The sequence below is a fragment of the Flavivirga jejuensis genome, assembly GCF_030540765.1.
Lineage (GTDB): Bacteria > Bacteroidota > Bacteroidia > Flavobacteriales > Flavobacteriaceae > Flavivirga > Flavivirga jejuensis.
The window spans coordinates 267,142-292,749 of record NZ_JAUOEL010000004.1; the positions used below are offsets into that span (position 1 = coordinate 267,142).

The window sequence follows — 25,608 nt, forward strand, 5'->3', positions numbered from 1 at the left end:
ACCTTTTTAGGTCAAAACCTTGTCGGCAACTTGATTGAGTATGAAACTAGCGAAATACCTCTATGGCTCTGCCGAGGATAGTAGGTTTCAAGAAATTCTTTATTTTTTATGTCTTAGTCGCTTTTTTATAAAAATAAAAGTTAGTATTCCAATAATAAGCAATGGCCATATATGGATGATGCCTATAACTAGAGATTCAATAAAATCCCAACCAAAAGATATACCTTCTTTAATTTTAGACCAAAATGTTTTGTTATAAGTGTTAGGCTCTTCTTTATAATCTACAGTTTCATATAAATCAATTTGTATCGTACTGTATGAAACTTTATTCGTTAAATATTTTAGTCTTCCTTGAGCAGCCTCAATCTCTTCCTGAATAATTCGTAGTTTGTCTTCAGTAGCTAAAATATCTTCAACCGTTTTAGCATTTTTACGTAAAATAGATTCATAACGAGCTTTAACTTCTAGTTTTGTTTTAAGACGGGTTTGAATATCGATATATTCTTCGGTAACATCTTGTGTCGTTATGTTTTCATAGTCAATAAATTCTACAAAAGTACTTATGGAGTCTATCATAGAGTCAAAGTATTGTTCGGGCACTTTAATAGTAAAACGATTCTCTTTTTTGTATAAATTATTATCAAACCTTAAATCAGAAATATAAGCACCGTATTTGTGTACCATATTCTTGATTTGATTGGTTGCTTTTTTTACATCTTTAACTTTATATTTAGCATTGGCAGATTTAATTATTTTTAAATGTTTTGGAACTGCATTTATTGATGCATCTTGTTTTAAAACAAAATTAGACGTCTCATCATTAACAGATTCAAAGTCTTCATTTATTTCAACATGAGTAACAGGAACACTTTCGTTATACTTAGAAGATTGACTACAAGCCAAAAATGAAACAAAGATTAAACTAACTGCCAAAATTTTAAATACTATTTTTAATTGATTTGCTTTCATAATTTTATATTTTTAATAATTATATAAACAAACATATCGAGCAATCGAAGCAAAGAATTGTAAAGCGATTGTAAAAGGTTTGTAATCTATTTTACAATTTGTAATTAATTTATAACCAGTAGATTTTAACTTGATCAAACAAGATTTTTATTATTTCAATCTTTTAAAAAAGAAAGTAGCAGCTACTTTTTTAAAGACGAATCATGCGCCAGATTTAATTGAAGCTTGGAAAGGTGAAGATATTGTTTCATTTCAGGAAGATTTGTTTATTAAAGTAAAAGCAAAAGTTAGCGAAAAGTGGTTTTATACCTATTTTAAAAATAATACTGAAAAACTACCGAGGATTGATATGCTTAATTTACTAAGCGAATATGTTGATTTGAAGGATTGGAATACATTTAAGGCTACTCATAAAAATAAAACACATGTCCTATCAAATAAAAGAAAACCACTGTATTGGTTATTGTTGTTAATACCCGTAATTGTTTTTTTTGTATTTGGTATGAATTCTAAAAATCAATTTCATTTTTGCTTTGTAGATGCTATTAAAAATACACCCATAACAAAAACGCCATTAGATATCAAGATTTTGCAAGATGAAGAATCGCCTTTGTATTTTAAAACCGATAGTCTGGGTTGCTTTAATTATGAGACAAAAGAGACTCGTATCAAATTTGTAGTGCAATCACCATATCATAAAACAGATACTATAGTTCGATTTATCGATTCCAATTCTAATCAAACAGTTAAACTTGTTACAGACGATTATGCTTTAATGCTGCATTATTATTCTAACGGAAACGTAAAAGATTGGAAAAAACATAAACAACAGCTTAATAACCTTATAGCAAATGATGCTCAGATATATCAATTATTTGATACCAACATTGGAGTTGAATTATTTACTAAAGAAGATTTTATAAGGTTTATTACAACGCCAACACGTAATTTAAGACGCGTAGAAATATTAGATAAAACGTTGAAAGATGGAAAGATTTCAAAACTTAAATTTATTGTGAAATGAAGAGATTGACCTATATAATATGTATTCTGATTTTTATTTCATGTAAAAATAATGAAGCTAATAAAGTATCCGAAAGCCCTGTATTGGAAATGGAAAATGATACCGAAGTATACGACTTTGAGATAAATTCAAAAGTGAATAGATATGAAACCCTATCAACTCAAAAACTTCAAGACTATTTTGATTTAATAAAACTTCAAAAAAAACATCCAGAATTTAAAGATGATATTTTATTACAACTTAGAAAATTATCGAATGATTCCATTCTAAATTATACTGGTGATTTTTCAATAGAAAATATTCATCAAGTAGGAGAAGTTGAAACTATTTCAGATTCTATCCAAAAAATAAAACTAGTTTACAATGTAGTGTCAGACTCCTATAAAGGTTTAGACTCTATTTTAGCAAACATTATTTCTAAAACGATTCTTATTGATGAAACAGCAACCATTTCAAATAAAGTTGTGTTTTTAAGACCATAAATTCTAATTGCTTTTCATTTAATAAAATACTCTCAATCTATTTTTTTGACAAAAATAGTTGCGTAACTAATCGGTTACGTTTATATTTGTAACCGATCAGTTACCTAATATTATGAGAAGAGATGTTTTTCAAGCCATAGCAGACCCTGTTAGAAGAGATATTATAGAGTTGCTTTCTAACGAATCACTTACTGTAAATACTGTAGCCGAAAAATTCGAGGTAAGCCGTCCTGCAATTTCAAAACACTTGAAAATTTTGAAGGAATGTGGAATCATAGAGATAAACAAAAAGGGTAGAGAACGCTTTTGCATCATAAAACCCAGAAACCTTATTCCTGCATTTTTGTGGATAGAACAATATAAAGCCCTGTGGGAAGATAGGATAGATACTTTCGAAGATTATTTAATGACATTACAAACTAAAAATAAAAAAAATGAGTAAAACAAATGATGCTAGCAACCGAACAGTTACCATAAAAAGAACGTTTAATGCGCCTATAGAATTGGTTTGGGAAGCATGGACTCAACCAGAACATATAATAAAATGGTGGGGGCATGTAAAAATGAATGTTAAAGTGATTCAACACAATTTTAAAGTAGGAGGCACGTGGAAATACACCATGGAAATGCCAGATGGTAATGAATTTATTACTGAAGGCGTATATTCTGAAATTGTTGAATTCGAAAAAATAATTTCATCAGCAGATTTCAAACCTATGACCGAAGGTGTAGAAATACAAGCTTTCTTTGAGAAAAATGGCGATCAAACAAATTTTACATTTAATATTGTACACGACACAGAAGAGTATTGTAAGCAACAAGAAAAAATGGGTATTCTAAATGGTTGGGGCTCTGTTTTTGATAGATTAGTCGAGCATTTAGAAACTTTGGTGAAATAAAAACCTTAGGCACTTTGTTAAAACTAGAAGCTCATGTTTATGGGCTTTTTTTGTTTTTACAAGTTAGTAGATGTTTTGCAGAAAATATTGATTTTAAGTTTTTTTAATATAAATTAGCTTCTGTTTGTAGATAAGTAAGTATCATCAGATATAAAATGAACTTTAAAACAATATGTAAATTCTAGATAACTATTTAGTATTTAAACGATTTCATATCTAATCTTAACCCCAAATAGAAGACATGAAGAAACTATTCTCTAAATTACTATTACTAATTCCTTGCCTGATATTTAGCCAGAAAATAGTAAACATTGAAGCTGACCTTATTTCATTTAATGATAGGGATTTTAGACTCTACAAAAAATCAGAAGAACATTATCGGCAATTTGAATTTGAACTGTTGGAACTTTACGATTATGAACACAATATTTCTTATTATAGTAAAAAGATTGAGACTGAAGAATTAGATGATTCCGTAATTGAAACAAAATCCTTAACCCCATTTTCAATTAACAGATTCTCTGAACAAAACCCTTCGCTTTATTTTAGAGAACGAAACGTCTTATACCAACTTAATTATTTCAATAATGCTTATTTCTCTGTAAGAGTTTTTGAATACAAAAATCAATATAATGAGATTATTCAAGGAAGAGAAAACAAATGGAATTTAATCAAAACAGAATTTTATAATTATTTTATTATAAATATTAAGAAAAACACCCAAATCCTAGTACTTACAGAACATGAGGGTAGGCACTTAGACATAGTAGGTTTCATTACCAATGGAGCTAATGGATTAAAGGCTAGTTTAAGAGGGCAAAATTTTAAGGAACAAATTGATGATAAAGCATCAATAAAAGAACTTAAAGAACTTACGAGTACATATAATTACAACGATAAGTTTACTAATCTTTACAGAATTACCAACCACCAAGAACTTAGAGATGTTATATTTAATAAATCACTTTTGAACAAAAAATATGATACAATTTATATCAAAAAAGGATTTGGTATTGGTGGAAAGAATCAAGAGTATGACGTTTATAATCTGAAATTAAAAATAATCTCTCCAAAAGGCACAAGAGCCGTGTTTGCTAATAATGATTCTTATTCACAGATTCTGGTCAACAATCAAATAAAGTGGCTTACTAAAGAAGGGATGATTTTAAAAGACAAACCAGAGCTTCCTTATTCCGTGTGCGGAACCGTAAGTTCGGTAAAAAGAAAAATAGTGCGTGATGGAAACTTAGTTCAAATGATTGAAGAAACTGATAATTTTGATGGAGGTCCACCGAAAACACTTGTATATAATCTACCTTTCAAGGATAAAGAATATGAAACCTATTTTCTCAATGGTAGTAAAGCGTTGAGTTATGATGATAATTCTGGTCTAGGTGCTCATTACCAATTACCAGGCGAAGCCTACAATTATTTTATTGTAAAAAAAGGTGATGGGGCAACATTGTTTGAATATTTTTTCAAAAAAGACAGTGTTCACTCACTAAAAAAGTTATTACCAGATAACATGCTTTACACTATTAGAAGTAAAAACTATTATACTCCGATTTTGTTTCAGAGGGATGAGAAATATGGTTATTTTCCAATTAATAAATCGGGCAGGTATACTTCAATTGATAATTTCAATGGTTCGTTAGCAAGATTTAGGTTAGATAGTGGCAAGAAGGGATGGCTTGATATTTATGGTAATGAATATATAGACAAATAACAAGTGTTATATTGAAAACAATAAACGTAAATTTAGAAAATTATTTCTATAATTTTTATTCACGTCGAAATTTAATCTCTAAAAACAAACCAAAATACTAAACCAACTACTTCCTCTTATTCCGTTTATTATAATTCTTATCACCTCTTGTTTTAGGCTTTTTGTACTTAGCAGCAATTTTAAATTTATAAGAACCCCCTAAATTTTCTTTAGAGTTTTTTTTAGATTTTTCATGAAAAGCAGGTCCTGGAGCATCTTCATCTTTACGTTTAATAGGATTGTTACGTTCCTTTATTTTCGGACGTTCTTCTTCAATTAACTCCGTAGAGATCTTAACAGCCATAGGAATTTCCAATAAAGGAATCTCCATATTCATTAAAGTTTCAATACCTTCAATAGACTCTTGTTCTGCTTTAGTAGAAAAAACCATGGACTTTCCTTCACGTTCTGCACGACCTGTTCTACCAATACGATGCATATAGTTTTCAGCATACAAAGGCGTATCAAAATTAATAACATGGGATACATTATCAATATCCAACCCACGAGCCATGACATCTGTAGCAATTAAAATACGGTTGTCACCATTTCTAAATTGTTCAATACTTCGTAGTCTGTAATTTTGGGTTTTATTAGAATGAATCACACATAACTCGTCATGAAATGTTTCGTCTAGTTTTTCAAACAAACGATCAGCCATTCGTTTATAAGCCACAAATATTAAAACCCGATTAAAAGTTTCGGTATCATATAGTAAATGCTCTAATAAATTAACCTTAGTATAAAAATTAGGAACATTATAACGTGTTTGCGATATGTTATCTAGAGGCGTACCAGAAATAGCAATAGAAACACGTTGAGGACTCTTAAAGAAATCACTAATTAAAGCATCGACATCTTGCGTCATAGTAGCCGAAAACATAATGTTTTGTCTACGACTAGGAAGAATATCAAAAATATTAATTAGTTGATGTCTAAACCCTAAATCGAGCATCACATCAACTTCATCAATCACCAATTTCTGTATCGATTTAAGTTGCAAAACCCTGCTTAAAGCCAAGTCGTATAATCTCCCAGGTGTTGCCACTAGTATATCTATCCCTTGAGCAACTGCTTGTTTCTGGGTATTGATGTTGGTACCACCATAAACCCCTAAAACACGATTATTAATGTACTTTGAAAGTTTTTCAATCTCATCTACTACCTGCACAACTAATTCACGTGTAGGTACCAAAACCAAAACACGTGGCTCCTCTTGAGTAGAATATTTTAAATTCTTAATAATAGGTAGCATATAGGCAAAGGTTTTACCAGTACCCGTTTGCGCAATACCCACCATATCTTTACCAGAATTAACAACATTAAATGCCTGTTCTTGTATAGGCGTAGGAGTTGTAAAACCCAGATCATCTAAGGCGTTATAAAGCGGAGTGTTTAAATTTAAATCTTCAAAATTCAAAATGATGCTATTTAGCTGGCAAAGTTACGCTTAATTAATAATTAATTCTAGACTTAGAAACTAAAGGATAAAATTTAAACAGTTTCTAAATGACTATTGTGTATTTCAATACTATAAGCCGCTTTAAATGTTTGTTGTGGCATTAAAGTTAAAATACCTTCTTTTTCTTTGAGATTCTGATTTGTGTTTTCGTTATCAGCAATACCAAGCCAAGGTTCTATGCAAACATAATCCCCATTTGGCTTTGCCCAAATACCTAAATAAGGAAAATCTTTATAGTTAACAGTAAGAATAGAACCGTTAGATTTACTTTTTAAAGTCACTTTTTTAGACTTTAAATCTTTAAAAACAAGAGCGTCAGTATCAAACAAGTCATGCCTTAATGCTAAACTATTTGAGTTGTTAAAAACAGGTTTAGTAGTATTCGAAATAAGACCATTCTCCATATTTATAACATGTGTTTCAGAGTTTTCTACGTGCTCAAATTCTAAGCAGTAATCACTATAATCTTCGTCTTTATATACAGGACATTTAAAAGCAGGATGTCCACCTAGAGAAAAATACAAGGCCTTATCATCATGATTTTTAATAGTATGCGTAATGGAAATTATAGTGTCTATAAGTTGGTATGTAATAAGAAACTCAAACCTAAAAGGGTATATTTTTAATGAATTTTCATCATAACTCAATTTAAAAGTTAAAGAATCTTTACTTTGTTCCTTTAATATGAGTTTGTCATTGTGTCTTATAAAACCATGCTTAGACAATTTATATGATTGATTTTCAAAGAAATAAGTATCATCCTTTAAAGCACCAATTATAGGGAATAGGTTAGGAGCATAACTTCCCCAAACCTCTGGATTAGCATCCCACATAAAATCGATTTTATCTTTAACCGACGTGATTTTGCATAGCTCTGCGCCCGTTTTTTTAACAGCTATTTTTAGTTTTTCGTTTTCTAAAATGTACATAAAAATGAAATATATAAAGTAATAAAATGATCTAGACTTTTAGTTTATAACCGAGAATTTAGGTTTTGCATCCTAAATAAAAACATTTTTTGCAGCATAATTATAGTTACAGCACTCAAAAACTATAAAGTTAAGGTGTAAAACGTGAAATTCGCAGGTAAAATAAAAAGTTTAAAGGACTTCAAGTGACAAAACTTATAATTTTTTAAGGATTCTAACTAACTTTACACATTAAATTTTATTATTGAGAACAACACAAACTCACAGTTTAGACAATACTAACCAATTTAAAGACCAATTACTGATTTGGAGTCAGCAATTTGATGATGTCGTTTGGTTAGATTCTAATAACTACGAACAAAATCATTCCAATTACGAAGCGATATTGGCGGTAGATGCATTTACAAGTATACAAACGAAATTTGAAGGCAGTTTTGAGAGGCTTAAAGAATACCAAACCAATGTAAACGATTGGATTTTTGGATATTTAACATATGACTTAAAAAATGATGTAGAACCTTTAAAATCTAATAATTTTGACAGCTTAGAATTTCCAGATTTATACTTTTTTCAACCTAAAAAACTATTTCTATTAAAAGACAACCAAGTAGAAATCCAATATTTAAATTGTGTTGATGATGAGTTTGAAGAAGATTTAAAAAACATACAACATGGCGAAGCATTACAACGTAACAATCTTTCAACCAAAGAAGACCAGATAAAAATAAAACTACGTATACATAAAGATGCATATTTTGAAAAAGTAAACAAGATGCTCGCTCATATCCACCGAGGCGATATTTATGAAGCCAATTTTTGCCAGGAATTTTATGCAGAAAACACGAGTATAGACCCGTTGGAAACCTATTTAAAACTTAACAATATCTCTAAACCACCATTTGCAACATTCTTAAAATATGGTGATAAATATTTGATGTCGGCATCACCAGAACGTTATTTAAAAAAAGAAGGAGACACTATAATTTCCCAACCAATAAAAGGAACAGCAAAACGTTCGAAGAATAAATTAGAAGATGACAGACTAAAAAAAGCCCTATCTCAAGACACAAAAGAGCGCAGCGAAAATATTATGATTGTAGACCTGGTACGCAACGACCTATCAAAAACAGCAAAAAAAGGAAGTGTAAAAGTTGAAGAATTAACAAAAGTATATACGTTCGATCAAGTACATCAAATGATCTCTACAATCACCTCAAAGATAGAAGAAACAACACACCCAGTAGACATTATAAAAAGTACATTCCCAATGGGAAGTATGACGGGAGCCCCAAAAATCTCAGCCATGAAAATAATAGAAGACTTAGAAACGACCAAACGCGGATTATATTCAGGATCAGTAGGGTATTTTTCTCCCACAGGCAATTTCGATTTTAATGTAGTCATAAGAAGCATTCTGTACAACCAAACCAAGAAATATGTATCCTATTCAGTAGGCGGAGCCATCACAGCAAAAAGTGACCCCTTAAAAGAATACGAAGAATGTCTACTAAAAGCAAAAGCAATGCGAACAGTGTTGGAGAGTTAGTGTTCAGTATTCAGTGTTCAGTAGGCAGTGTTCAGTATTCAGTAAACAGTGTTCAGTGTTCAGTGCTCAGTAAACAGCATTTAGCAAACAGTGTTCAGTAAGCAGAGGTTAGTAAGCAGTACTTCCTTTGCGGCTTAGCGTCTCAGCGAGATAAAGTACCAACATAAAATTATAATAAAAAGATTCTCCACAGTCATTTTTAGTAAGATTATAGAATTGTTTTTCAGTAAACAGTGCCCAGTGGTAGTATTCAGTAAACAGTGGTTAGTTAACAGTATTCAGTGCTCAGTAAACAGTATTCAGTAAACAGTGTTCAGTAAGCAGAGGTTAGTAAGCAGTACTTCCTTTGCGGCTTTGCGACTTAGCGAGAAATAACCTATCAACAAAAAATTATAATAAAGGGTTCACCACAGACATTTCCAGTAAGACTATAGAGTTGTTTTTTACATATAATATTTAATAATAAGCAAAACAGTATTTAATAATAAGTAAACAATAATCAATAAACAGCATTCCCTTTGCGCCTCAGCGTCTTAGAGAGAGAGAGAAACCATCCCCACAAAAGAAAAAACACACCCCTAAGTTATCTCAGCAAATCCCAACAGAACTAAAATTAAAAATATTAACTTTGAAACGTGTTAGAACAGTTCAAAAAACATATAAATAAAAAGCACCCTTACCTAAACGATAGTAAGCTCCTAATAACCATTTCAGGAGGCGTAGACAGTATCGTTTTAACCCATCTATGCCATCAACTAAACCTAAACATAACCTTAGCCCATTGTAATTTTAATTTACGAGGAAAAGAAAGCGATGCCGATGAAGACTTCGTATTACAACTAGCAGAAGAATTAGACATAGAAATATTCATAGAAAGTTTTGATACAGAAACCTATTCCAATGAAAAAAAGCTGTCCACACAAATGGCGGCTCGAAAATTACGATACGATTGGTTTCAAGAATTAGCAGTACAATTACAATTCGATTATATATTAACAGCACACCATGCAGACGATAACCTAGAAACCTTTTTAATCAATTTATCCAGAGGAACAGGAATAGATGGCCTAACAGGAATCCCAGAAGTCAATAATAACATCGTTAGACCATTACTAACAACCCCAAGAGAATCTATCGAAACATACGCCAAAGAAAACCATTTAAAATGGCGAGAAGACAGTAGTAATACATCAACTAAATATCTAAGAAATAAATTGCGGCATGATGTCATACCAACATTAAAAGAGATCAATCCACAACTATTACAAAATTTCAAGAGTACACTTAACAATCTAAACGATACAGCAGATATCGTTAAAGAAAGCGTAAAAGAAGTCTTAAAAGGAGCCAGAACGACCGAAAAAGATCAAGAAGCATACAAGATTTCAGAATTCAAAAAATTAAACAATCCAAAAGCCTATTTATTCGAAGCATTTAAAGACTACGGATTTACAGAATGGAATGATATCGTTAACTTATTAGAAGCACAATCAGGAAAACAGATCCTCTCAACAACACACCGTTTAATAAAAGACAGAGAACATATTTTATTAAGTGAGATAGACCTAGAAAAAGAAGACACACTAATTACAATTTCGAAAACAGATAAACAAGTAAAAACAGACATAGGAATTTTATTTTTTGATGAAGCAGATACTATTCTAGAAAAAAACAAGCAAACTATATATGTAGATAAAGAAGCATTAAAATATCCGCTAATCATCAGGAAATGGGAAGAAGGTGATGTGTTTTACCCATTAGGAATGTCTGGAAAAAAGAAACTAAGTAAGTATTTTAAAGACGAAAAACTATCGCTTTTAGACAAAGAAAATGTAAGGCTGTTATGCTCTGGAGGAGATATCATATGGATATTAGGAAAGCGGGCAGATAACCGTTTTAAAGTAAAAGAAAAAACAAAAAATATTCTAAAAATAGAATTAAAGTGATCGTATCATTCCTATGTGTCACACAGAGCACAGTCGAAGTGAAAACAGGAATTCACTTTTAAAAAACAAATACAATTTGAAACTACAAGGCAATATAGTAGACATACAAAACAAACGCATATTTAAAGGAGAAATCACTTTTAAAAACGGAAAAATTTCTACCATTCAAGAAAAAGAACACAATGTAAATCATTATATACTACCAGGGTTTGTAGATGCTCATATTCATATAGAAAGCTCTATGCTGGTACCAAGTGAGTTTGCACGTTTGGCAGTCACGCACGGCACAGTAGCCACGGTTTCCGATCCTCATGAAATAGCAAATGTATTAGGAGTTGAAGGCGTTGAATTTATGATTGATAACGGTAAAAAAGTACCATTTAAGTTTAATTTCGGAGCACCATCTTGTGTACCAGCAACCAGTTTCGAATCGGCGGGAGCCGTTATAGATTCAGAAGCGATTAAAATACTTCTTGAAAACCCAGATATCAAGTATTTAGCAGAAATGATGAACTATCCAGGCGTATTGTTTGATGACGAAGAAGTCATGAAAAAGGTAGCTTGGGCGAAACATTATAATAAACCCGTTGATGGTCATGCACCAGGCTTAAGAGGAGACGATGTTACTAAATATATAAATGCAGGAATCTCTACAGACCACGAATGTTTTACCTATGAAGAAGCCTTAGAAAAGCTTAAAAAAGGAATGAAAGTTCTAATTAGAGAGGGGAGTGCCGCTAAAAACTTTGAAGCCTTAATAGATTTACTACCAGAACATTTTGAAAACATGATGTTTTGTAGTGATGATAAACACCCAGATGATCTACTACTACATCACATCAATAATCTATGTGTCAGAGCCGTAGCAAAAGGAATAGACATTTTTAAAGTGTTAAAATCCGCATGTATCAACCCCGTAAAACATTATAATTTAGACGTTGGGTTATTGCAAGAAGGTGATTTTGCAGATCTTATAATTGTAGAAGATTTAATCAACTTTAAAACCCTTCAAACCTATATAAACGGCACATTGGTTTTCGATAAAGGAACCTCTTTAATACAACCAGTAGCTTTTGAGAACCTTAATAATTTCAATAGCAATAAAAAAGACGTATCAGATTTTAGATTAGAATCGTCATCCAAACAAATTCGAGTTATAGAAGCTTTAGAAGGACAATTAGTAACAAATGAACACATTGCTAACACTTCAGTTTTAAATGGAAATTTGGTTTCTAATATTGAAAATGATATCCTTAAAATGACAGTTGTAAATAGATACCAAGATCAAAAACCAGCCATAGCCTTTATTAAGAATTTCGGATTAAAAGAAGGCGCAATAGCTTCCTCTGTGGGGCATGATTCACATAATATTATAGCAGTAGGAGTGAGTGATGAAGCTATTTGTAAAGCCGTTAATTTACTAATTGAGAATAAAGGAGGCATTTGTGCTATTTCAAATTCCGAAGAAAAAGTAGTACCACTTCCCGTTGCAGGGATTATGAGCGATCAAGATGGTGAAACGATAGGAAAACAATATGCAGAATTAGATACCATGGCAAAGCAATTAGGTAGTAGTCTTAACGCCCCATATATGACATTATCATTCATGGCTTTATTAGTCATCCCATCATTAAAACTAAGCGATAAAGGATTATTTAATGGCACCGATTTTAAATTTACGTCCCTAGAAATTTAATTTTTAACGACCAAACACCAAACACCAAACACCAAACACCAAACACTGAACACTGAGCACCGAACACTGAAAACCCAACACTAAACACATGCCAATAATAGAATCAACCTACAAACCACCTTTCCTTTTAAAAAATGGCTTTATTTCAACAGTATATTCAGGATTAGTTAGGCGCGTTCAAGGAGTCGAACAAAAAAGAGAACGTATCACTTTATTCGATGGTGATTTTATCGATTTAGATTGGAGTTTCTCAAAAACAAAAACCAATAAGCTTCTTATATTACTGCATGGATTAGAAGGCAACGGACAGAGACCTTATATGAAAGGCCCAGCAAAACTTTTTAATGATAATGATATTGATGCCGTTTGTGTAAATTTTAGAGGATGTAGCGGAGAAGATAATTTAAAGTTCCGTAGTTACCATTCTGGAGCTACCGAAGATTTAGAGGCTGTTATTACACACATTATTTCAGAAAAAGACTATTCAGAAATATATTTAAAAGGTATCAGTTTGGGCGCTAATATGATTTTAAAATATTTAGGAGAAAGAGAAGTAATACCCAATCAAATAAAAGCAGCCATTACAGCATCTGCGCCCTGTTATTTGTATGGTTCCGCTAAAGCGTTGCATACTTTTAAAAACAAACTGTATCACGATCGATTTTTAAAATATTTAGTGAATCGCCTAAAAACGAAGCAACAAAATTTCAAAGAAGATTTAAGTGACGAAGACGTTGCCTCAATAAAAACATTGTTCGATTTTGATAATATTTACACCTCTAAAGCACACGGTTTTAAAGATGCTTTAGATTATTATGAAAAATCTAGCTGTTTACAATTTCTTCCTAACATAAAAATACCAACACTAATAATAAACGCTTTAAACGATTCCTTTTTATCTCCAGAATGTTATCCAGTAAAAGAGGCAAAAAACAACCCCAATCTTTATTTAGAAATGCCACAACATGGAGGGCATGTAGGGTTTGTAGACAAAAAGAATGTTTACTACAATGAAAAACGAGCTTTAGAGTTTGTTAAAGAAACTCATTAACCAGATTTCTATAACCATTTTACACCTTATAGAACATCATCAATCACTTCTATTTCAGTAGTTTTTCTATCAAAAAAAGCCTCGACCTCTTCTCTATAAACATCATTTTTAAATTCTTCGGGATAATGATCTGTCCATTTTATATTCTTTTTATGTGTTATTTCGTTTATGCTTTTTTTAGAAATAAAGGACTGAATATGATAGCTTGTTTTTTCATACCGACCTTGGTGCACACGTTTTTCTACCACACGAAGAAAACGAGAAGTATTTTTAGTATAAAACACATAGACTATTATCAGACTCAGTATAACAACTCCTATTGTATAAAACGGTTGGGGTGAGTACCAAGCCAAGCCAAATAACAAGACAGGAAGAAGTAAATACAAAAAATGTTTAGAGGTATTTGTTTCTGCTTTTAAGATATTATTTTTCTCCCTAAACTTATGAATAAATTTAGGTTTTAGTATAGCCTTTTTTATTGGTGATAGTAAAATTTCATCCACCTTTTTCTCAATAGTTTTCTGGTCAAAAAAGGCCTCCATACTTTCTTTACTACCTGATTCAACGTCTTTCCATTTTACACGTTTTTTAATTAAAAAAACCTCTAATTTTTTGGAAGAAAGACATGTTTGAACCACATAATATTGTTTTTTATTTGAGCCTCTTTGTTCTGTTCTTTTTATAAGGCGATAATAGCGATAGTAAAAATTATTATACAATTTATAGCTTATTATTGCTAATACTACGGTTGCTACTAGTATAAATAAAGGCCAGACACTATAAAAAAGAACTAATACTAGGCAGGCAATAAATGGGAATGTTAAACTGGTTAGTATAAAATCATAATTACTTACATGACTATAGTTGGTTTTATCATACCAATAAGGCTTGTGTAGTGATTTTCTAATTTGGGACGTTTCTTTCATTTTTGTTTTTATATAAATTAGAGGATTGTTTTTTAAGATCGTATTTTTTAGGAGTAAACTATTTTGATTTACCACAGAAAATCAATTCTTGTTATATCATAAAACTTCTTCTATAACTTTTTTTTCAATGGTATCTTTATCAAAATAATACTCAGCACTTTTTCTGGAAATGTTTGGTTTAAATTCATGATGTTCATAATATTTCCATTTTATATCTTTTTTACGTTCTATTTTTTCTAGCTTTTTTTTGGAAATAAATGATTGTAAATGGTATGATGTCTTTTTATAGCGACCTTGCCACACAGTGCTTTCTATCAATCGAATATAACGATGGTTCTTTCTTATATAAAGTTGATACACTACTATGGTGCAAAATATAATAATCCCATGCATAGCCAAATAACCAAATAAAAACATGCTTGAGGGCATAAATAATATTAATAACCTAAGTGAAATGATGATTAAAACGATCCCAAGTAGTATTCCAGGAACTATTAATGTAGATACATGGAAATTGTTTTTCTCAAAAAATTTATCACTGAATTTAGGCTTATGTATCGACTTCCTAATTTGAGATATTACAATGTCACTTCCCTTATTTTCAATCGTTTTACGATCAAAAAAAGCCTCAGCCTTTTTTTTACCAGAATCATCATAAAATAACTTCACATTTTTCCATGTCGCATTCCCTTTATGAACTATTTTTTCTAGTTTTTTGTATGAAATACATGATTGAACAGCATAATATATACGATCTTCATTTTTACCTTGTTGTTCTGTTATTTTTAATATTCGATAATAGCGGTGATAAAAAGTGTTATAAATTTTAAATGCTACTATCATTACTACTACAGATATGCCTAAAATATATAAGGACAAATGAATCGTTAAATATATTACTAGAAAACCAAAAATAGTAATTAAAGCTATGAATATCATAAACAGGAACAGAGTCATATCCCCTCTATTACTACGATTGGTGTTGTCGTATCTATAAGGTTTGTGTAATGATTTTCGAACTTGGGGCGTTTCTTTCATCTTTGTTTTTCTATAATTTAGATTATTCTTTCTGTACGACTATAAATGATATGGTCATATCCTATAGAACCTGTGTTTTGAAGATTTCTTTCAGAGGGCTGAATCAATTTGTTTAATCTCTTGAATATGAGATGTAAGGCATAAAGGTATACTTATTAGTCTTGAATAAGTAAAATTTGTTACAAATCTAGCCGAGGTTATTAAATATAAAACTCCGAAGAATTCTTAATATCCTTTAAAACAAACGTACTATTTAATACACCAATATTTTCAATTTTAGAAAGTTTATACTTTACGAAATTATGATAATCTTCCAGCCCTTTTGTGTTTATTTTTAAAATAAAGTCTACCTGACCAGCCATATGATAGCATTCTTGAACTTCGTCTAAATTTTGAATTTGCTCTTCAAATTTTTCAATAAAAGCTTCACTGTGATAACGCATAGAAACTTGACATATAGTAGTTACAGATCGTTCAATGAGTTTTTTATCAAGTATAGCGACATATTTTTTAATAAATCCTTGATTTTCAAGTCTACGAATGCGCTCATAAACAGGAGAAGGCGTTAAGTTTAAAATTTTAGCAATTTCTTTAGCTGTTTTTTTAGAATCATTTTGTAAAATTCTAAGTATGGTAATGTCTGTTTGGTCTAAATTTTCCATAATGTGTCAAATAAAAATTATTGCAAAAAACGATTATTTAATTGTTTAAAAGTAAATATAGCTGTTATTTGATTATAAAAAAGATATAATTACTTAATTAATTTATATATTTTATTTTAAAAGCTGTAATATTTAATTTTGAAAGCAAATAATGCTTTTAAATTATGAAAACAATGATTTTAGTAATAGGAGCTAATGGACAGGTTGGAAGCGTGCTTACCAAAGCGCTACAGGATAAATATGGGAAAGAAAACATTATAGCTTCAGATATAAGAGAGCGCGAAGATTCAGAGGGTATATTTGAAATCATTGATGCTACTAATTTTGATAGAATTAAAGAAGTTGTTATACAATATAAAGTGACTCAAATCTATCATTTAGCGGCCATTTTATCTGCTAAAGGAGAAGAGAACCCATTGAGATCTTGGGATATTAATATAAAAACGTGGCTTAATGTTCTTGAAGTCTCTAGAATTTATAATATAGAAAAGGTGTTTTATCCAAGCTCAATAGCAGTTTTTGGAACGAGTGCCCAAAGAAATAATACCCCTAATGATGCCTATCTAGATCCCGTTACTGTATACGGTATTAGTAAGGTAGATGGTGAAAATTGGGCACAATATTACCATGTTAAATATGGCTTAGATATTCGGTCTATTCGCTATCCAGGTATTATAGGATACCAGTCGTTACCAGGTGGAGGAACTACAGATTATGCCGTAGATATTTATCATAAAGCTGTTTTAAATGAAACATTTACTTGTTTTTTAAAAGAAGACACCGCTTTACCTATGATTTTTATAGATGATGCCATTAGAGCTACTTTAGAGATTATGGAAGCACCTATTGAAAATATAAAAGTAAGAACGTCATATAACATAGCAGGGAGCAGTTTTTCACCAAAAGAAATAGCATCAGAAATCTGTGAATTATACCCCGATTTTAAAATTGAGTATAAACCAGATTTCAGACAAGATATTGCAGAAAATTGGCCAAAATCTATAGATGATTCCGAAGCGAAAATGGATTGGGATTGGAAACCTCAATACGATTTGTGGTCTATTACAGAAACTATGATTAGTAAGCTAATAGAACAATATAAAATGACTGTTGAAGTTTAGAGTCTGTTTAAGATTTTGTGATTAGAATTTTTATAGGCTATTTTTCCTGCCTGCCAATGTCATTAAGTTAAGGCTAAAATGTCAGTCAGAGATCTGTGTTAAAAATTTTAACTAGCGGATGAAATGACGTAATTGGGGTGTCATCTTATGTTTGCAAAAGGTTCGTGTCATTCAGAAGGAGGTACGACTGAAGAATCTTTAGAGATTAATAATAAAGATTCTTCGCTGTGCTCTGAATGACAAACGATTGAAAATTAATTATTTATGAAATCCGTCAATGGTAGTGCAGTCGAAGACCTTATAAACCTTAGCTTTTTAAAGCATTTCGACTGCGTTCAATGTGACAAAATAGGATAAAATTCCTTAATTTAATGACATTGGCAGGCAGAGATGCAATACAAGGCGAAATTTTTAAAAGTAGCTCAGTTACAGTTCTAAATTTTAACAAAATAATGCGTAAAAAGAAGCATAAAAAATAATAGACGAAATTTTTAAACAACCCCTTAGTAGTAATATCAAAAATAATAAGAATATGTATTCAGATATAAAACATGATTTGCAGAATGAAATTGAAGAAATTAAGGCTGCAGGATTATATAAATCAGAACGAATTATAACAACGCCTCAAAACTCAGAAATAAGCACGACAACATCAACAGAAGTATTAAATTTTTGCGCCAATAACTATTTAGGGTTATCATCTCATCCAGAAGTTATAGATGCAGGAAAAAAAGCTATAGACTCCCATGGGTACGGTTTGTCTTCTGTACGTTTTATCTGTGGTACACAAGATATTCATAAAACATTAGAGCAAAAGACTGCCTTTTTTTTAGGGATGGAAGATTGTATTTTATATGCCGCTGCCTTTGATGCAAATGGAGGTTTATTTGAACCTATTTTAAATGCCGAAGATGCTATTATTTCAGATGCATTAAACCATGCTTCCATAATTGATGGGATTCGTTTGTGTAAGGCAAAACGATTTAGATATGCCCATAACAATATGTCAGACTTAGAAGAACAATTAATTCAAGCAAAAGGAGCACGTAGAAAATTAATCGTTACAGATGGCTCTTTTTCTATGGACGGTACCATTGCACAGCTTGATAAAATTTGTGATTTAGCAGATAGCTATAATGCTTTAGTTATGATTGACGAATGCCATTCTACAGGATTTATTGGTAAAACAGGTCGTGGCACTCATGAATACAGAAAAGTTATGGGACGCGTAGATATTATAACAGGTACCTATGGTAAAGCTTTAGGAGGCGCTTCTGGTGGATTTACAGCAGCAAGAAAAGAAATTGTAGAGCTGTTAAGACAACGTTCCAGACCTTATTTATTTTCAAATACCGTAGCACCATCAATAGTTGGTGCTTCCATTAGAGTATTGGATATTTTAAGTGCTTCTACAGAGCTTCGAGATACCTTGGAAGTAAATACTAGATACTTTAGAAGAGAAATGACAGCTGCAGGATTCGACATCGTTCCAGGAGATCATCCTATAGTTCCTGTTATGCTATACGAAGCAACATTGGCACAAGAATTTGCTTCAAAATTATTAGAAGAAGGCATCTATGTTATTGGTTTTTTCTACCCAGTAGTACCAAAAGGAAAAGCAAGAATACGTGTTCAATTATCAGCAGGACATAAACGTCATCATTTAGATAAAGCTATTGAAGCATTTATTAAAATAGGTAAGGAGCTTGATGTGATTTAGTTTCTAATTGAACGATTTTAACAAGTTTTAAAACAGTTTTTTGCTATCGTCTAAAGTTGCAGAAGTATTATCACTAGAATTACAAAAAAAAACAATAGACGCAAGTAATAATAAAATTAATTTCTTCATATGTAATGTTCCAAAAGAGATTTGTTTATTATCTTATCTAAAGATAAACCCTGCAATTTCATTGCAGTTTATTTTGGTTAGTGCTTTAATATTTTCTTCTTCTCTTCATTAAACTCTTCTTGTGTTAATGCTCCAGAGTCTAATAGGTCTTTCAAATCCTTCAATAATTGATATTTATTGAGTTTTTTTTTGTCTGCTAAATCCCTTTTTACATGAGGTATAACTTCTTTATTACGAATAGCATCGTCAATATCTATTTTTAAATCCTTATTTAAATAGTTAAATATTAAATGTACTGGATTTGCTTCTAGATTTATATCTGTTATAATTACTAATTTGTCAATTAGATTTTTGTTTCTAATATAATCTTCTTCCCGTGTCTCATAAATAGACAGCCACCCTAAATTGCTTAAAGGTTGCCCAATGTATAAAGTATCACCTATCTTGTATGTAATACCAGATTTTGTCTTATATAAATCCTGACTCCAAGAAACCAATGAAGCAAATAAAAATAAAAGCACTAAAGTAATGTTTTGCATAAAATTTTAGATTGTGTTTCTAGGATATTCAAATGTAAGAAATATTCTTATGTTAAAAATAAGCTTATTCTTGTTTTTGTCAATAAGCTATGATTTTGATGTAGGATTGTTATAATATTCAAATCCATTCGTAATATTTCTGTTAATTTATTTGCATACTCTTTACTTAATGAAGAAAATAAAAAATTATTAAATTTTTAAGAAAAATCACACTTATAATTTGTTTGTTTTGCCCAAACATATCATAAATAATAGAATTTGGAGGTAAAAAGAATGGTTACTACAATAAAAACATATTTAATAATTCTTAACTGTATTGAATAACTAATTTTAGTTTATAAATTAAGATTACTATATTTAGGCAATAATTTTAACCTAAATCAACCTAACTATCATGATTATTTTCGGAACCAGGGGTGTACGCTCAACTAAAGCAACAGGCATGTTTAATTGCCCACAATGTGAAGACAATAGAGGGTATAGACACAGAAAAGTAACTCAATTTTTTACCTTATATTTTATTCCACTTATTCCTTTAGGAAGTAAAGGCGAATATGTAGAGTGTGACCATTGTAAAGGTACTTTTATTACAAAAGTTATAAATAATACAGCTTCTGAAGATAAAGAAGCATTCATGGCTATGTATGAGCAAGCCATACGCCATGTTATGGTAAAAATCATGTTAGCCGATGGTGTTATTGATAATAACGAAAAAGTAATGGTATTAAATATCATTAATAAATATGGACATAATGATATGTCTTCATTTCAGCTAGAAGATTATATAAAAGAAGTACAAGCAGATTCCAGCGATATTTCAACCTATTTAAAAAATGTCGGTCCGTCTTTAAATGAGCATGGTAAGGAACTTTTAATAAAATGTGCTTTAGATGTTGCATATTCTGATGGTAATTTTGATGCTTCAGAAAGAACAATGATCCTAGAAATGGGAACCGTTATGGATATGTCTTCAGCTCATGTAAAAGGCATCATGGCAGAATTTGTAGAACAACTCAACTAAAATTTAGCATTATTTAATACCCCAAACTCTAACAACTTTCAATCCTACTATTTTATGAAAAATTCTTTCAGAGAACGTTTAAGCTATAAAGCAGAACGTTTTTTAAGTAAAGGAGGCGCTTCCATATTTAAAAGCCTTTTAATCTTGTTTATAGTAGTATTTGTAGTCCTTACAGGCCTACGATTACTACTCATATATCTATTCCCAAGTTTAGATTATACAGGTAATATTTTTAAAGATATTTGGGTGACTTTTTTAGAAATGACAGATCCTGGGAATATGAATCAGGATAACGAAGCTCCAACATATCTTAAAATTATAACAGTGCTTTCTGGTTTAACAGGCGTCATTTTATTGTCTATGCTTATAGGTTTTATTACGACCGCATTAGATACGATGCTTTACGATTTTAGAAAAGGTAGAGGTAAGGTTATAGAAAATAACCATACAGTAATATTAGGTTGGAACGAACGTGTAGTTGATGTTATCAGAGAACTTATTTTAGCCAATGAAAGTGAATCGAAGGCGGCTGTTGTAATCTTATCTAGAGAGAGTAAAGAGGTGATGGATAACCTTATAACAAAGCGTCTTCCAGACACGTTAACTACAGAGATCATTACAACACAAGGGGATTATGCAAATATCAATGAATTAAAACGTGTAAATTTAGAATCCGCACGCTCTATAATTATATTGGCAAACTGTTCAGAGAGTGCATCCACAGATAAAAAAGTAGCTAGCGATGTGCAATCTGTAAAGTCCATACTAGCGGTCACGGCATGTCAAGACGGTAAAAATGAACTGCCAATAATTGCTGAAATTTTCACTAAAGAAAAACGAGATATTATCAGTTTTTTCGAAGATGATAATATTATAGCGATCGATAGCTGGGACATTATGGGAAAACTGCTCATTCAAACCTCTTTAACAAGTGGATTGGATACGGTTTATAAAGAAATATTATCCTTTGATGGCTGTGAGATCTATTTTTATCAGGATGACTGGAACGGTACTAATTTCTACGAGTTAAGTTATTATATGAAAGATGGAATCCCATTAGGAATATATTCTGAAGCAGACGGGTTAGTTTTACGCCCTCCAGTAGATACAGTTCTTAAAAATGGAGATACCGTTGTTATTTTAGCCGAAGATGATTCCACTATAGCCTTCGGAAATAAGCAATATTTCTTTCCAGATACCTCTAAAAAAATTATTGATAAACGTTTAGAACAGAAAAAGAAACGCATCCTTATTTTAGGTTGGCATAAGGTTGCAGAGGTCTTTATAGAAGAAGCCACAGATTATTTATTAGAAGGTTCAGATTTTGATATTATGTTCGATGCGCCTAATGAAGAATTACAAGATATTGTTAAAAATATAAATACAGAATATGAAGATTTTAATATAAACCTTCATGACTCTAACCCATTAGATTTAGAAAAATTACAAGCCGTAAATCCAGAAAACTACGATACCGTTGTTATTTTATCTCAGAGTATGGAAGAGCAATCTGCAGATAAAATAGATTCAGATACACTAATTATTCTCTTACTGTTAAGAAAAGTATTGAGTAAAGATAGCGGGTTACATATTATTACACAGGTCTTAAATTCAGAGAACCAAGAGATCATCACACAAACCAATGTAGACGATTTCATTATTAGTAATAAGTTAATCACTATGATTTTAGCGCAATTAAGTGAAGAGACCTTAATGAAAAACTTTTACGACGATATTTTCTCAGAAGATGGTAGCGAAATATATGTAAAACCAGCAACCTTATATTTTGATACGTTCCCACAAAATATAACATTTACGGATGCTATTTTCTGTGCACATCAACGTGACGAAATTTGTTTAGGAGTTAGAAAAGGAAACTTAAGTAAATCTATAGATGATAACTTTGGTATTAAACTTAACCCAGAAAAGGATATGGCTATTGAGCTTACTGAAAATGATTTCTTAATTGTTTTGAGTGAGGACGAACTTTAGATGATTTTTTCAAGCTAGCGTAATATTTTAATATACAAATGTTCGCTTACACTCTGGTATTCTTCAGGTTGACATTATTCCTATGTAAAAGTAAAACGTAATGTCATCCAGAAGGCTATCGAAAACAAAATATATTTTGTTTGAAGATATAAGCAAAGCTTACGACTGAAGAATCTTTAGAGATTAATAATAAAGATTCTTCGCTGCGCTCTGAATGATAAATAGCTGAAAGTTAGTTGTTTGTGAAACACGTCAATAGTAGATTTGAGATAAAAAAATATCAAGCCTATATAATGACGTAATTGGGGTGTCATCCTATGTTTGCAAAAGGTTAGTGTCATTCAGAAGGAGGTACGACTGAAGAATCTTTAGAGATTAATAATAAAGATTCTTCGCTGCGCTCTGAATGACAAATAATTGAAAGTTAGTTGTTTATAAAATACGTCAATGGTAGGAGGGAGGATTGAAGAATCTTATTTATCTAAAAATCAAAACAGATTCTTCAGCTCCGACAATTATCGGAATGTTCTGGAATGATACGACCCTTTTGCAAACAAAGAATGACAAAATATTTAAATACAAGTCTTAATTCATCTATAAACACTAAAAAATAGAAGCAAACCAACGCGATATTGTAGATAACAAATCCGATACTTCATTAATAACAGGAATGTTATAACTCACACCTTTACCAATAGAATAAGCAACAAACAGCACATATAATAATAAGAGTAATCTAGCATGAAGTTTTTTAATGCCTTTTTTAGCAAAAACGAATATAAAGAAGACTAGTATAGTCGAAATTAAGAGAAGTACACGCAATTGACCAATATTTTCGATGGTTTCTGCACTCATTTCAATAGGACCGTAAATAAGAGTAAATAAGAATAAAGGGAGTCCTAAAGCAAAACATACATCAAAAATGTTACTTCCTAAAGCATTGGCAACAGCATCATCATAATTACCCTTCATAGCATCCTTATACGATATAATAGTATCTGGCACACTTGTAGCCGCAGAAGCCAGTATTACAGAAACAAAGTAAATTGGCATCCCGATAGCAGTTCCAAATTGTTCACAAGCCTGAACGAGCCAAAAACAGGCTAAACCAATAAAAAGAACAGAAAGTACTAATAAACCAATAGCTTTGACTTTATTGATTTTAGAACCTCCCAAAACGACAGTAGACAAATCTCCTTTAAATAGAGCAACAGTTCTGTTACCACCATCCGCAGTATCTTCATAATCATTTTCTACATCACCAGTGCCTTGACTTATTAACATGTAAGCAACATAAGCAAAGTATAGTACCATTAAAATAAGTCCGTGAATCCAATGTAAAGAGGTACCAGTAATTACAAAAATCAATGCTAATTCAGCAATAATTAATGAGATTCCGTCACGCCATATAACTTTTCTGGAGATTTCGATTTTAGAAGAAATACCTTTTCCTATAACCACTAAAATAACAACAGCTGGAATAATCATTGCGTTAAAAACAGCGCTTCCGGCTGTGGTACCAATACCACCAGAAAACCCATCTTTATCTTTTAATACAAATAAGAAAAAAAGGGTCGTAAATAATTCGGGCAAACTACTTCCAATAGCATTAATAGTAGCGCCTTTAACACCCTCTTTCATATTTCTGCCTAAATAATTGGAGGCCATTTCAAAACCATCGCAAGCTCTCCAAATAATAATGCATGTAATTAAAATAAGCCCTAAGGACGAAATAATAGCCATAAAAAGTAATTATATATAGGCAAATCTAAAAAAAAATAAAGTAGAAAATAGGCTCTTGTTGTTATATTATATTTCAATATAAACCGCCTCTTTTATACCTCAGTAAACTATTGACTTTTTTGCTATAATAGACCCATAGCATTTTATTAAAACTATGTTAAAAGCCGTATAGAGACAATGACCACTTTCGTTTTTTCGTACTTTTAGAAAAGTTAAGTTTTTAACTAATTGATTTTAATTTAAAAACCCCTCGTTAAGCTTCGCTAGGTATCTTCAATATAAAATACATTTTATATTTCGATAATGCTCGAGGAGACGCGGTTTAAATACTTGTTAAATAGGTGTTTGTGTTGGTTTTTGCTTTTTTTGTCATGTACTTAGCTAACTGATAATTAACTCTCTAACAACTATAGTTATGTCAACCTTCAATTTAAAAATTAATAATAAAAAGCATACAGTCGAAGCAGATGCAGATACCCCTTTACTTTGGGTTTTAAGAGATCAAATAGATTTAGTAGGAACCAAGTATGGTTGTGGTATCGGTCAATGTGGTGCATGCACAGTACATGTTGATGGTAACGCGATGAGAAGTTGCTTGCTTCCAATTTCGCAAGCAGAAGGCATGCGTATTACAACTATCGAAGGACTATCAGAAGATGGAAACCATCCTGTACAGCAAGCATGGAAGGAAATTGATGTCCCACAATGTGGTTATTGTCAATCTGGACAAATTATGACAGCTTCAGCTTTTTTAAATCAAAATTCCAATCCTAGTAATTCGGAAATAAGAGACGCTATGCATGGGAATATATGCCGTTGTGCATCCTATAATAGTATAGAAAAAGCAGTAAAAGTGGCATCAGAAAAAATAAGTTAATCTTAATAGATAGTGTCTGGTCGGAAACATAGCAATATTAAATTTGTTTCTTTTCGCGCCCTTTTTATTTA

General features: G+C 31.2%; 22 protein-coding genes. 14 read left to right on the forward strand and 8 right to left on the reverse strand.

What is annotated here, in order from left to right; all coding sequences use genetic code 11:
- Positions 1-99 precede the first annotated feature (99 nt).
- Positions 100-969 (reverse strand): DUF4349 domain-containing protein, encoded by an 870-nt coding sequence (locus Q4Q40_RS12760; protein ID WP_303302231.1) that lies wholly within the window; start codon positions 967-969, stop codon positions 100-102.
- Between the two features lie 130 nt (positions 970-1,099).
- Here Q4Q40_RS12760 and Q4Q40_RS12765 point away from each other — a divergent pair, with 130 nt between their 5' ends.
- From Q4Q40_RS12765 to Q4Q40_RS12785, 5 genes are all read left to right on the forward strand, one after another.
- Complete coding sequence (locus Q4Q40_RS12765; protein ID WP_303302232.1) at positions 1,100-1,993, forward strand: hypothetical protein; 894 nt, start codon at positions 1,100-1,102, stop codon at positions 1,991-1,993.
- Positions 1,990-2,475, forward strand: coding sequence for a hypothetical protein (locus Q4Q40_RS12770; protein WP_303302233.1), 486 nt, complete (start codon positions 1,990-1,992; stop codon positions 2,473-2,475). Before Q4Q40_RS12765 ends, Q4Q40_RS12770 begins: the two co-directional genes overlap by 4 nt.
- A gap of 112 nt (positions 2,476-2,587) precedes the next feature.
- The gene (locus Q4Q40_RS12775; protein ID WP_303302234.1) at positions 2,588-2,917 is read left to right on the forward strand and encodes an ArsR/SmtB family transcription factor; all 330 of its coding nucleotides are present in this window, start codon (positions 2,588-2,590) and stop codon (positions 2,915-2,917) included.
- The gene (locus Q4Q40_RS12780) at positions 2,910-3,374 is read left to right on the forward strand and encodes an SRPBCC family protein (protein ID WP_303302235.1); all 465 of its coding nucleotides are present in this window, start codon (positions 2,910-2,912) and stop codon (positions 3,372-3,374) included. The genes Q4Q40_RS12775 and Q4Q40_RS12780 overlap by 8 nt, the downstream gene beginning before the upstream one ends.
- A gap of 241 nt (positions 3,375-3,615) precedes the next feature.
- Positions 3,616-5,100 carry a hypothetical protein gene (locus tag Q4Q40_RS12785; RefSeq protein WP_303302236.1) on the forward strand — a complete coding sequence of 495 codons (1,485 nt, stop codon included), beginning with the start codon at positions 3,616-3,618 and terminating at the stop codon, positions 5,098-5,100.
- 106 nt (positions 5,101-5,206) lie between these two features.
- On the opposite strand, the gene Q4Q40_RS12790 is transcribed toward Q4Q40_RS12785, so the two are convergent.
- Positions 5,207-6,559, reverse strand: a complete 1,353-nt coding sequence (locus Q4Q40_RS12790) for a DEAD/DEAH box helicase (protein WP_303302237.1) — start codon at positions 6,557-6,559, stop codon at positions 5,207-5,209.
- 74 nt (positions 6,560-6,633) lie between these two features.
- On the reverse strand, positions 6,634-7,530 hold the full coding sequence (locus tag Q4Q40_RS12795; RefSeq protein WP_303302238.1) for an aldose 1-epimerase family protein: 897 nt from the start codon (positions 7,528-7,530) through the stop codon (positions 6,634-6,636).
- Between the two features lie 244 nt (positions 7,531-7,774).
- On the opposite strand from Q4Q40_RS12795, the gene pabB reads away from it, so the two are divergent.
- The 4 genes from pabB (at position 7,775) to Q4Q40_RS12815 (ending at position 13,769) form a co-directional block, all read left to right on the forward strand.
- Entirely contained in the window at positions 7,775-9,076 is a 1,302-nt protein-coding gene (gene pabB, locus Q4Q40_RS12800; RefSeq protein ID WP_303302239.1) for an aminodeoxychorismate synthase component I, read from the forward strand.
- Positions 9,077-9,711: 635 nt separating this feature from the next.
- Complete coding sequence (tilS, locus tag Q4Q40_RS12805; RefSeq protein WP_303302240.1) at positions 9,712-11,022, forward strand: tRNA lysidine(34) synthetase TilS; 1,311 nt, start codon at positions 9,712-9,714, stop codon at positions 11,020-11,022.
- A gap of 76 nt (positions 11,023-11,098) precedes the next feature.
- A complete protein-coding gene (gene ade / locus Q4Q40_RS12810) occupies positions 11,099-12,718 on the forward strand; it encodes an adenine deaminase (RefSeq protein ID WP_303302241.1) in 1,620 nt (539 codons plus the stop codon).
- Between the two features lie 88 nt (positions 12,719-12,806).
- Complete coding sequence (locus Q4Q40_RS12815) at positions 12,807-13,769, forward strand: YheT family hydrolase (RefSeq protein WP_303302242.1); 963 nt, start codon at positions 12,807-12,809, stop codon at positions 13,767-13,769.
- Between the two features lie 26 nt (positions 13,770-13,795).
- Here Q4Q40_RS12815 and Q4Q40_RS12820 read toward each other — a convergent pair whose 3' ends face one another.
- The 3 genes from Q4Q40_RS12820 to Q4Q40_RS12830 all read right to left on the reverse strand — a co-directional run bounded on the left by Q4Q40_RS12820 (position 13,796) and on the right by Q4Q40_RS12830 (position 16,395).
- A complete protein-coding gene (locus Q4Q40_RS12820) occupies positions 13,796-14,695 on the reverse strand; it encodes a hypothetical protein (RefSeq protein WP_303302243.1) in 900 nt (299 codons plus the stop codon).
- 96 nt (positions 14,696-14,791) lie between these two features.
- The gene (locus Q4Q40_RS12825) at positions 14,792-15,733 is read right to left on the reverse strand and encodes a hypothetical protein (protein WP_303302244.1); all 942 of its coding nucleotides are present in this window, start codon (positions 15,731-15,733) and stop codon (positions 14,792-14,794) included.
- A gap of 200 nt (positions 15,734-15,933) precedes the next feature.
- The gene (locus Q4Q40_RS12830; protein ID WP_169674932.1) at positions 15,934-16,395 is read right to left on the reverse strand and encodes an Lrp/AsnC family transcriptional regulator; all 462 of its coding nucleotides are present in this window, start codon (positions 16,393-16,395) and stop codon (positions 15,934-15,936) included.
- 173 nt (positions 16,396-16,568) lie between these two features.
- Between Q4Q40_RS12830 and Q4Q40_RS12835 the strand changes: the two genes are divergently transcribed.
- Together Q4Q40_RS12835 and kbl are read left to right on the forward strand one after the other, a co-directional pair.
- Positions 16,569-17,516, forward strand: coding sequence for an NAD-dependent epimerase/dehydratase family protein (locus Q4Q40_RS12835; protein WP_345027247.1), 948 nt, complete (start codon positions 16,569-16,571; stop codon positions 17,514-17,516).
- A 532-nt stretch (positions 17,517-18,048) separates the two neighbouring features.
- Entirely contained in the window at positions 18,049-19,236 is a 1,188-nt protein-coding gene (gene kbl, locus Q4Q40_RS12840) for a glycine C-acetyltransferase (RefSeq protein WP_303302246.1), read from the forward strand.
- A gap of 206 nt (positions 19,237-19,442) precedes the next feature.
- On the opposite strand, the gene Q4Q40_RS12845 is transcribed toward kbl, so the two are convergent.
- Positions 19,443-19,904: an SHOCT domain-containing protein gene (locus Q4Q40_RS12845; protein WP_303302247.1), complete on the reverse strand. Its 462-nt coding sequence runs from the start codon at positions 19,902-19,904 to the stop codon at positions 19,443-19,445.
- A 394-nt stretch (positions 19,905-20,298) separates the two neighbouring features.
- Here Q4Q40_RS12845 and Q4Q40_RS12850 point away from each other — a divergent pair, with 394 nt between their 5' ends.
- Positions 20,299-20,925: a TerB family tellurite resistance protein gene (locus tag Q4Q40_RS12850; RefSeq protein WP_303302248.1), complete on the forward strand. Its 627-nt coding sequence runs from the start codon at positions 20,299-20,301 to the stop codon at positions 20,923-20,925.
- Between the two features lie 54 nt (positions 20,926-20,979).
- Entirely contained in the window at positions 20,980-22,917 is a 1,938-nt protein-coding gene (locus Q4Q40_RS12855) for a CASTOR/POLLUX-related putative ion channel (protein WP_303302249.1), read from the forward strand.
- Positions 22,918-23,520: 603 nt separating this feature from the next.
- Here Q4Q40_RS12855 and Q4Q40_RS12860 read toward each other — a convergent pair.
- Entirely contained in the window at positions 23,521-24,660 is a 1,140-nt protein-coding gene (locus tag Q4Q40_RS12860) for a sodium:calcium antiporter (protein ID WP_303302250.1), read from the reverse strand.
- A gap of 415 nt (positions 24,661-25,075) precedes the next feature.
- On the opposite strand from Q4Q40_RS12860, the gene Q4Q40_RS12865 reads away from it, so the two are divergent.
- Positions 25,076-25,537: a (2Fe-2S)-binding protein gene (locus Q4Q40_RS12865; RefSeq protein WP_303302251.1), complete on the forward strand. Its 462-nt coding sequence runs from the start codon at positions 25,076-25,078 to the stop codon at positions 25,535-25,537.
- The last annotated feature ends 71 nt before the right edge of the window (positions 25,538-25,608 follow it).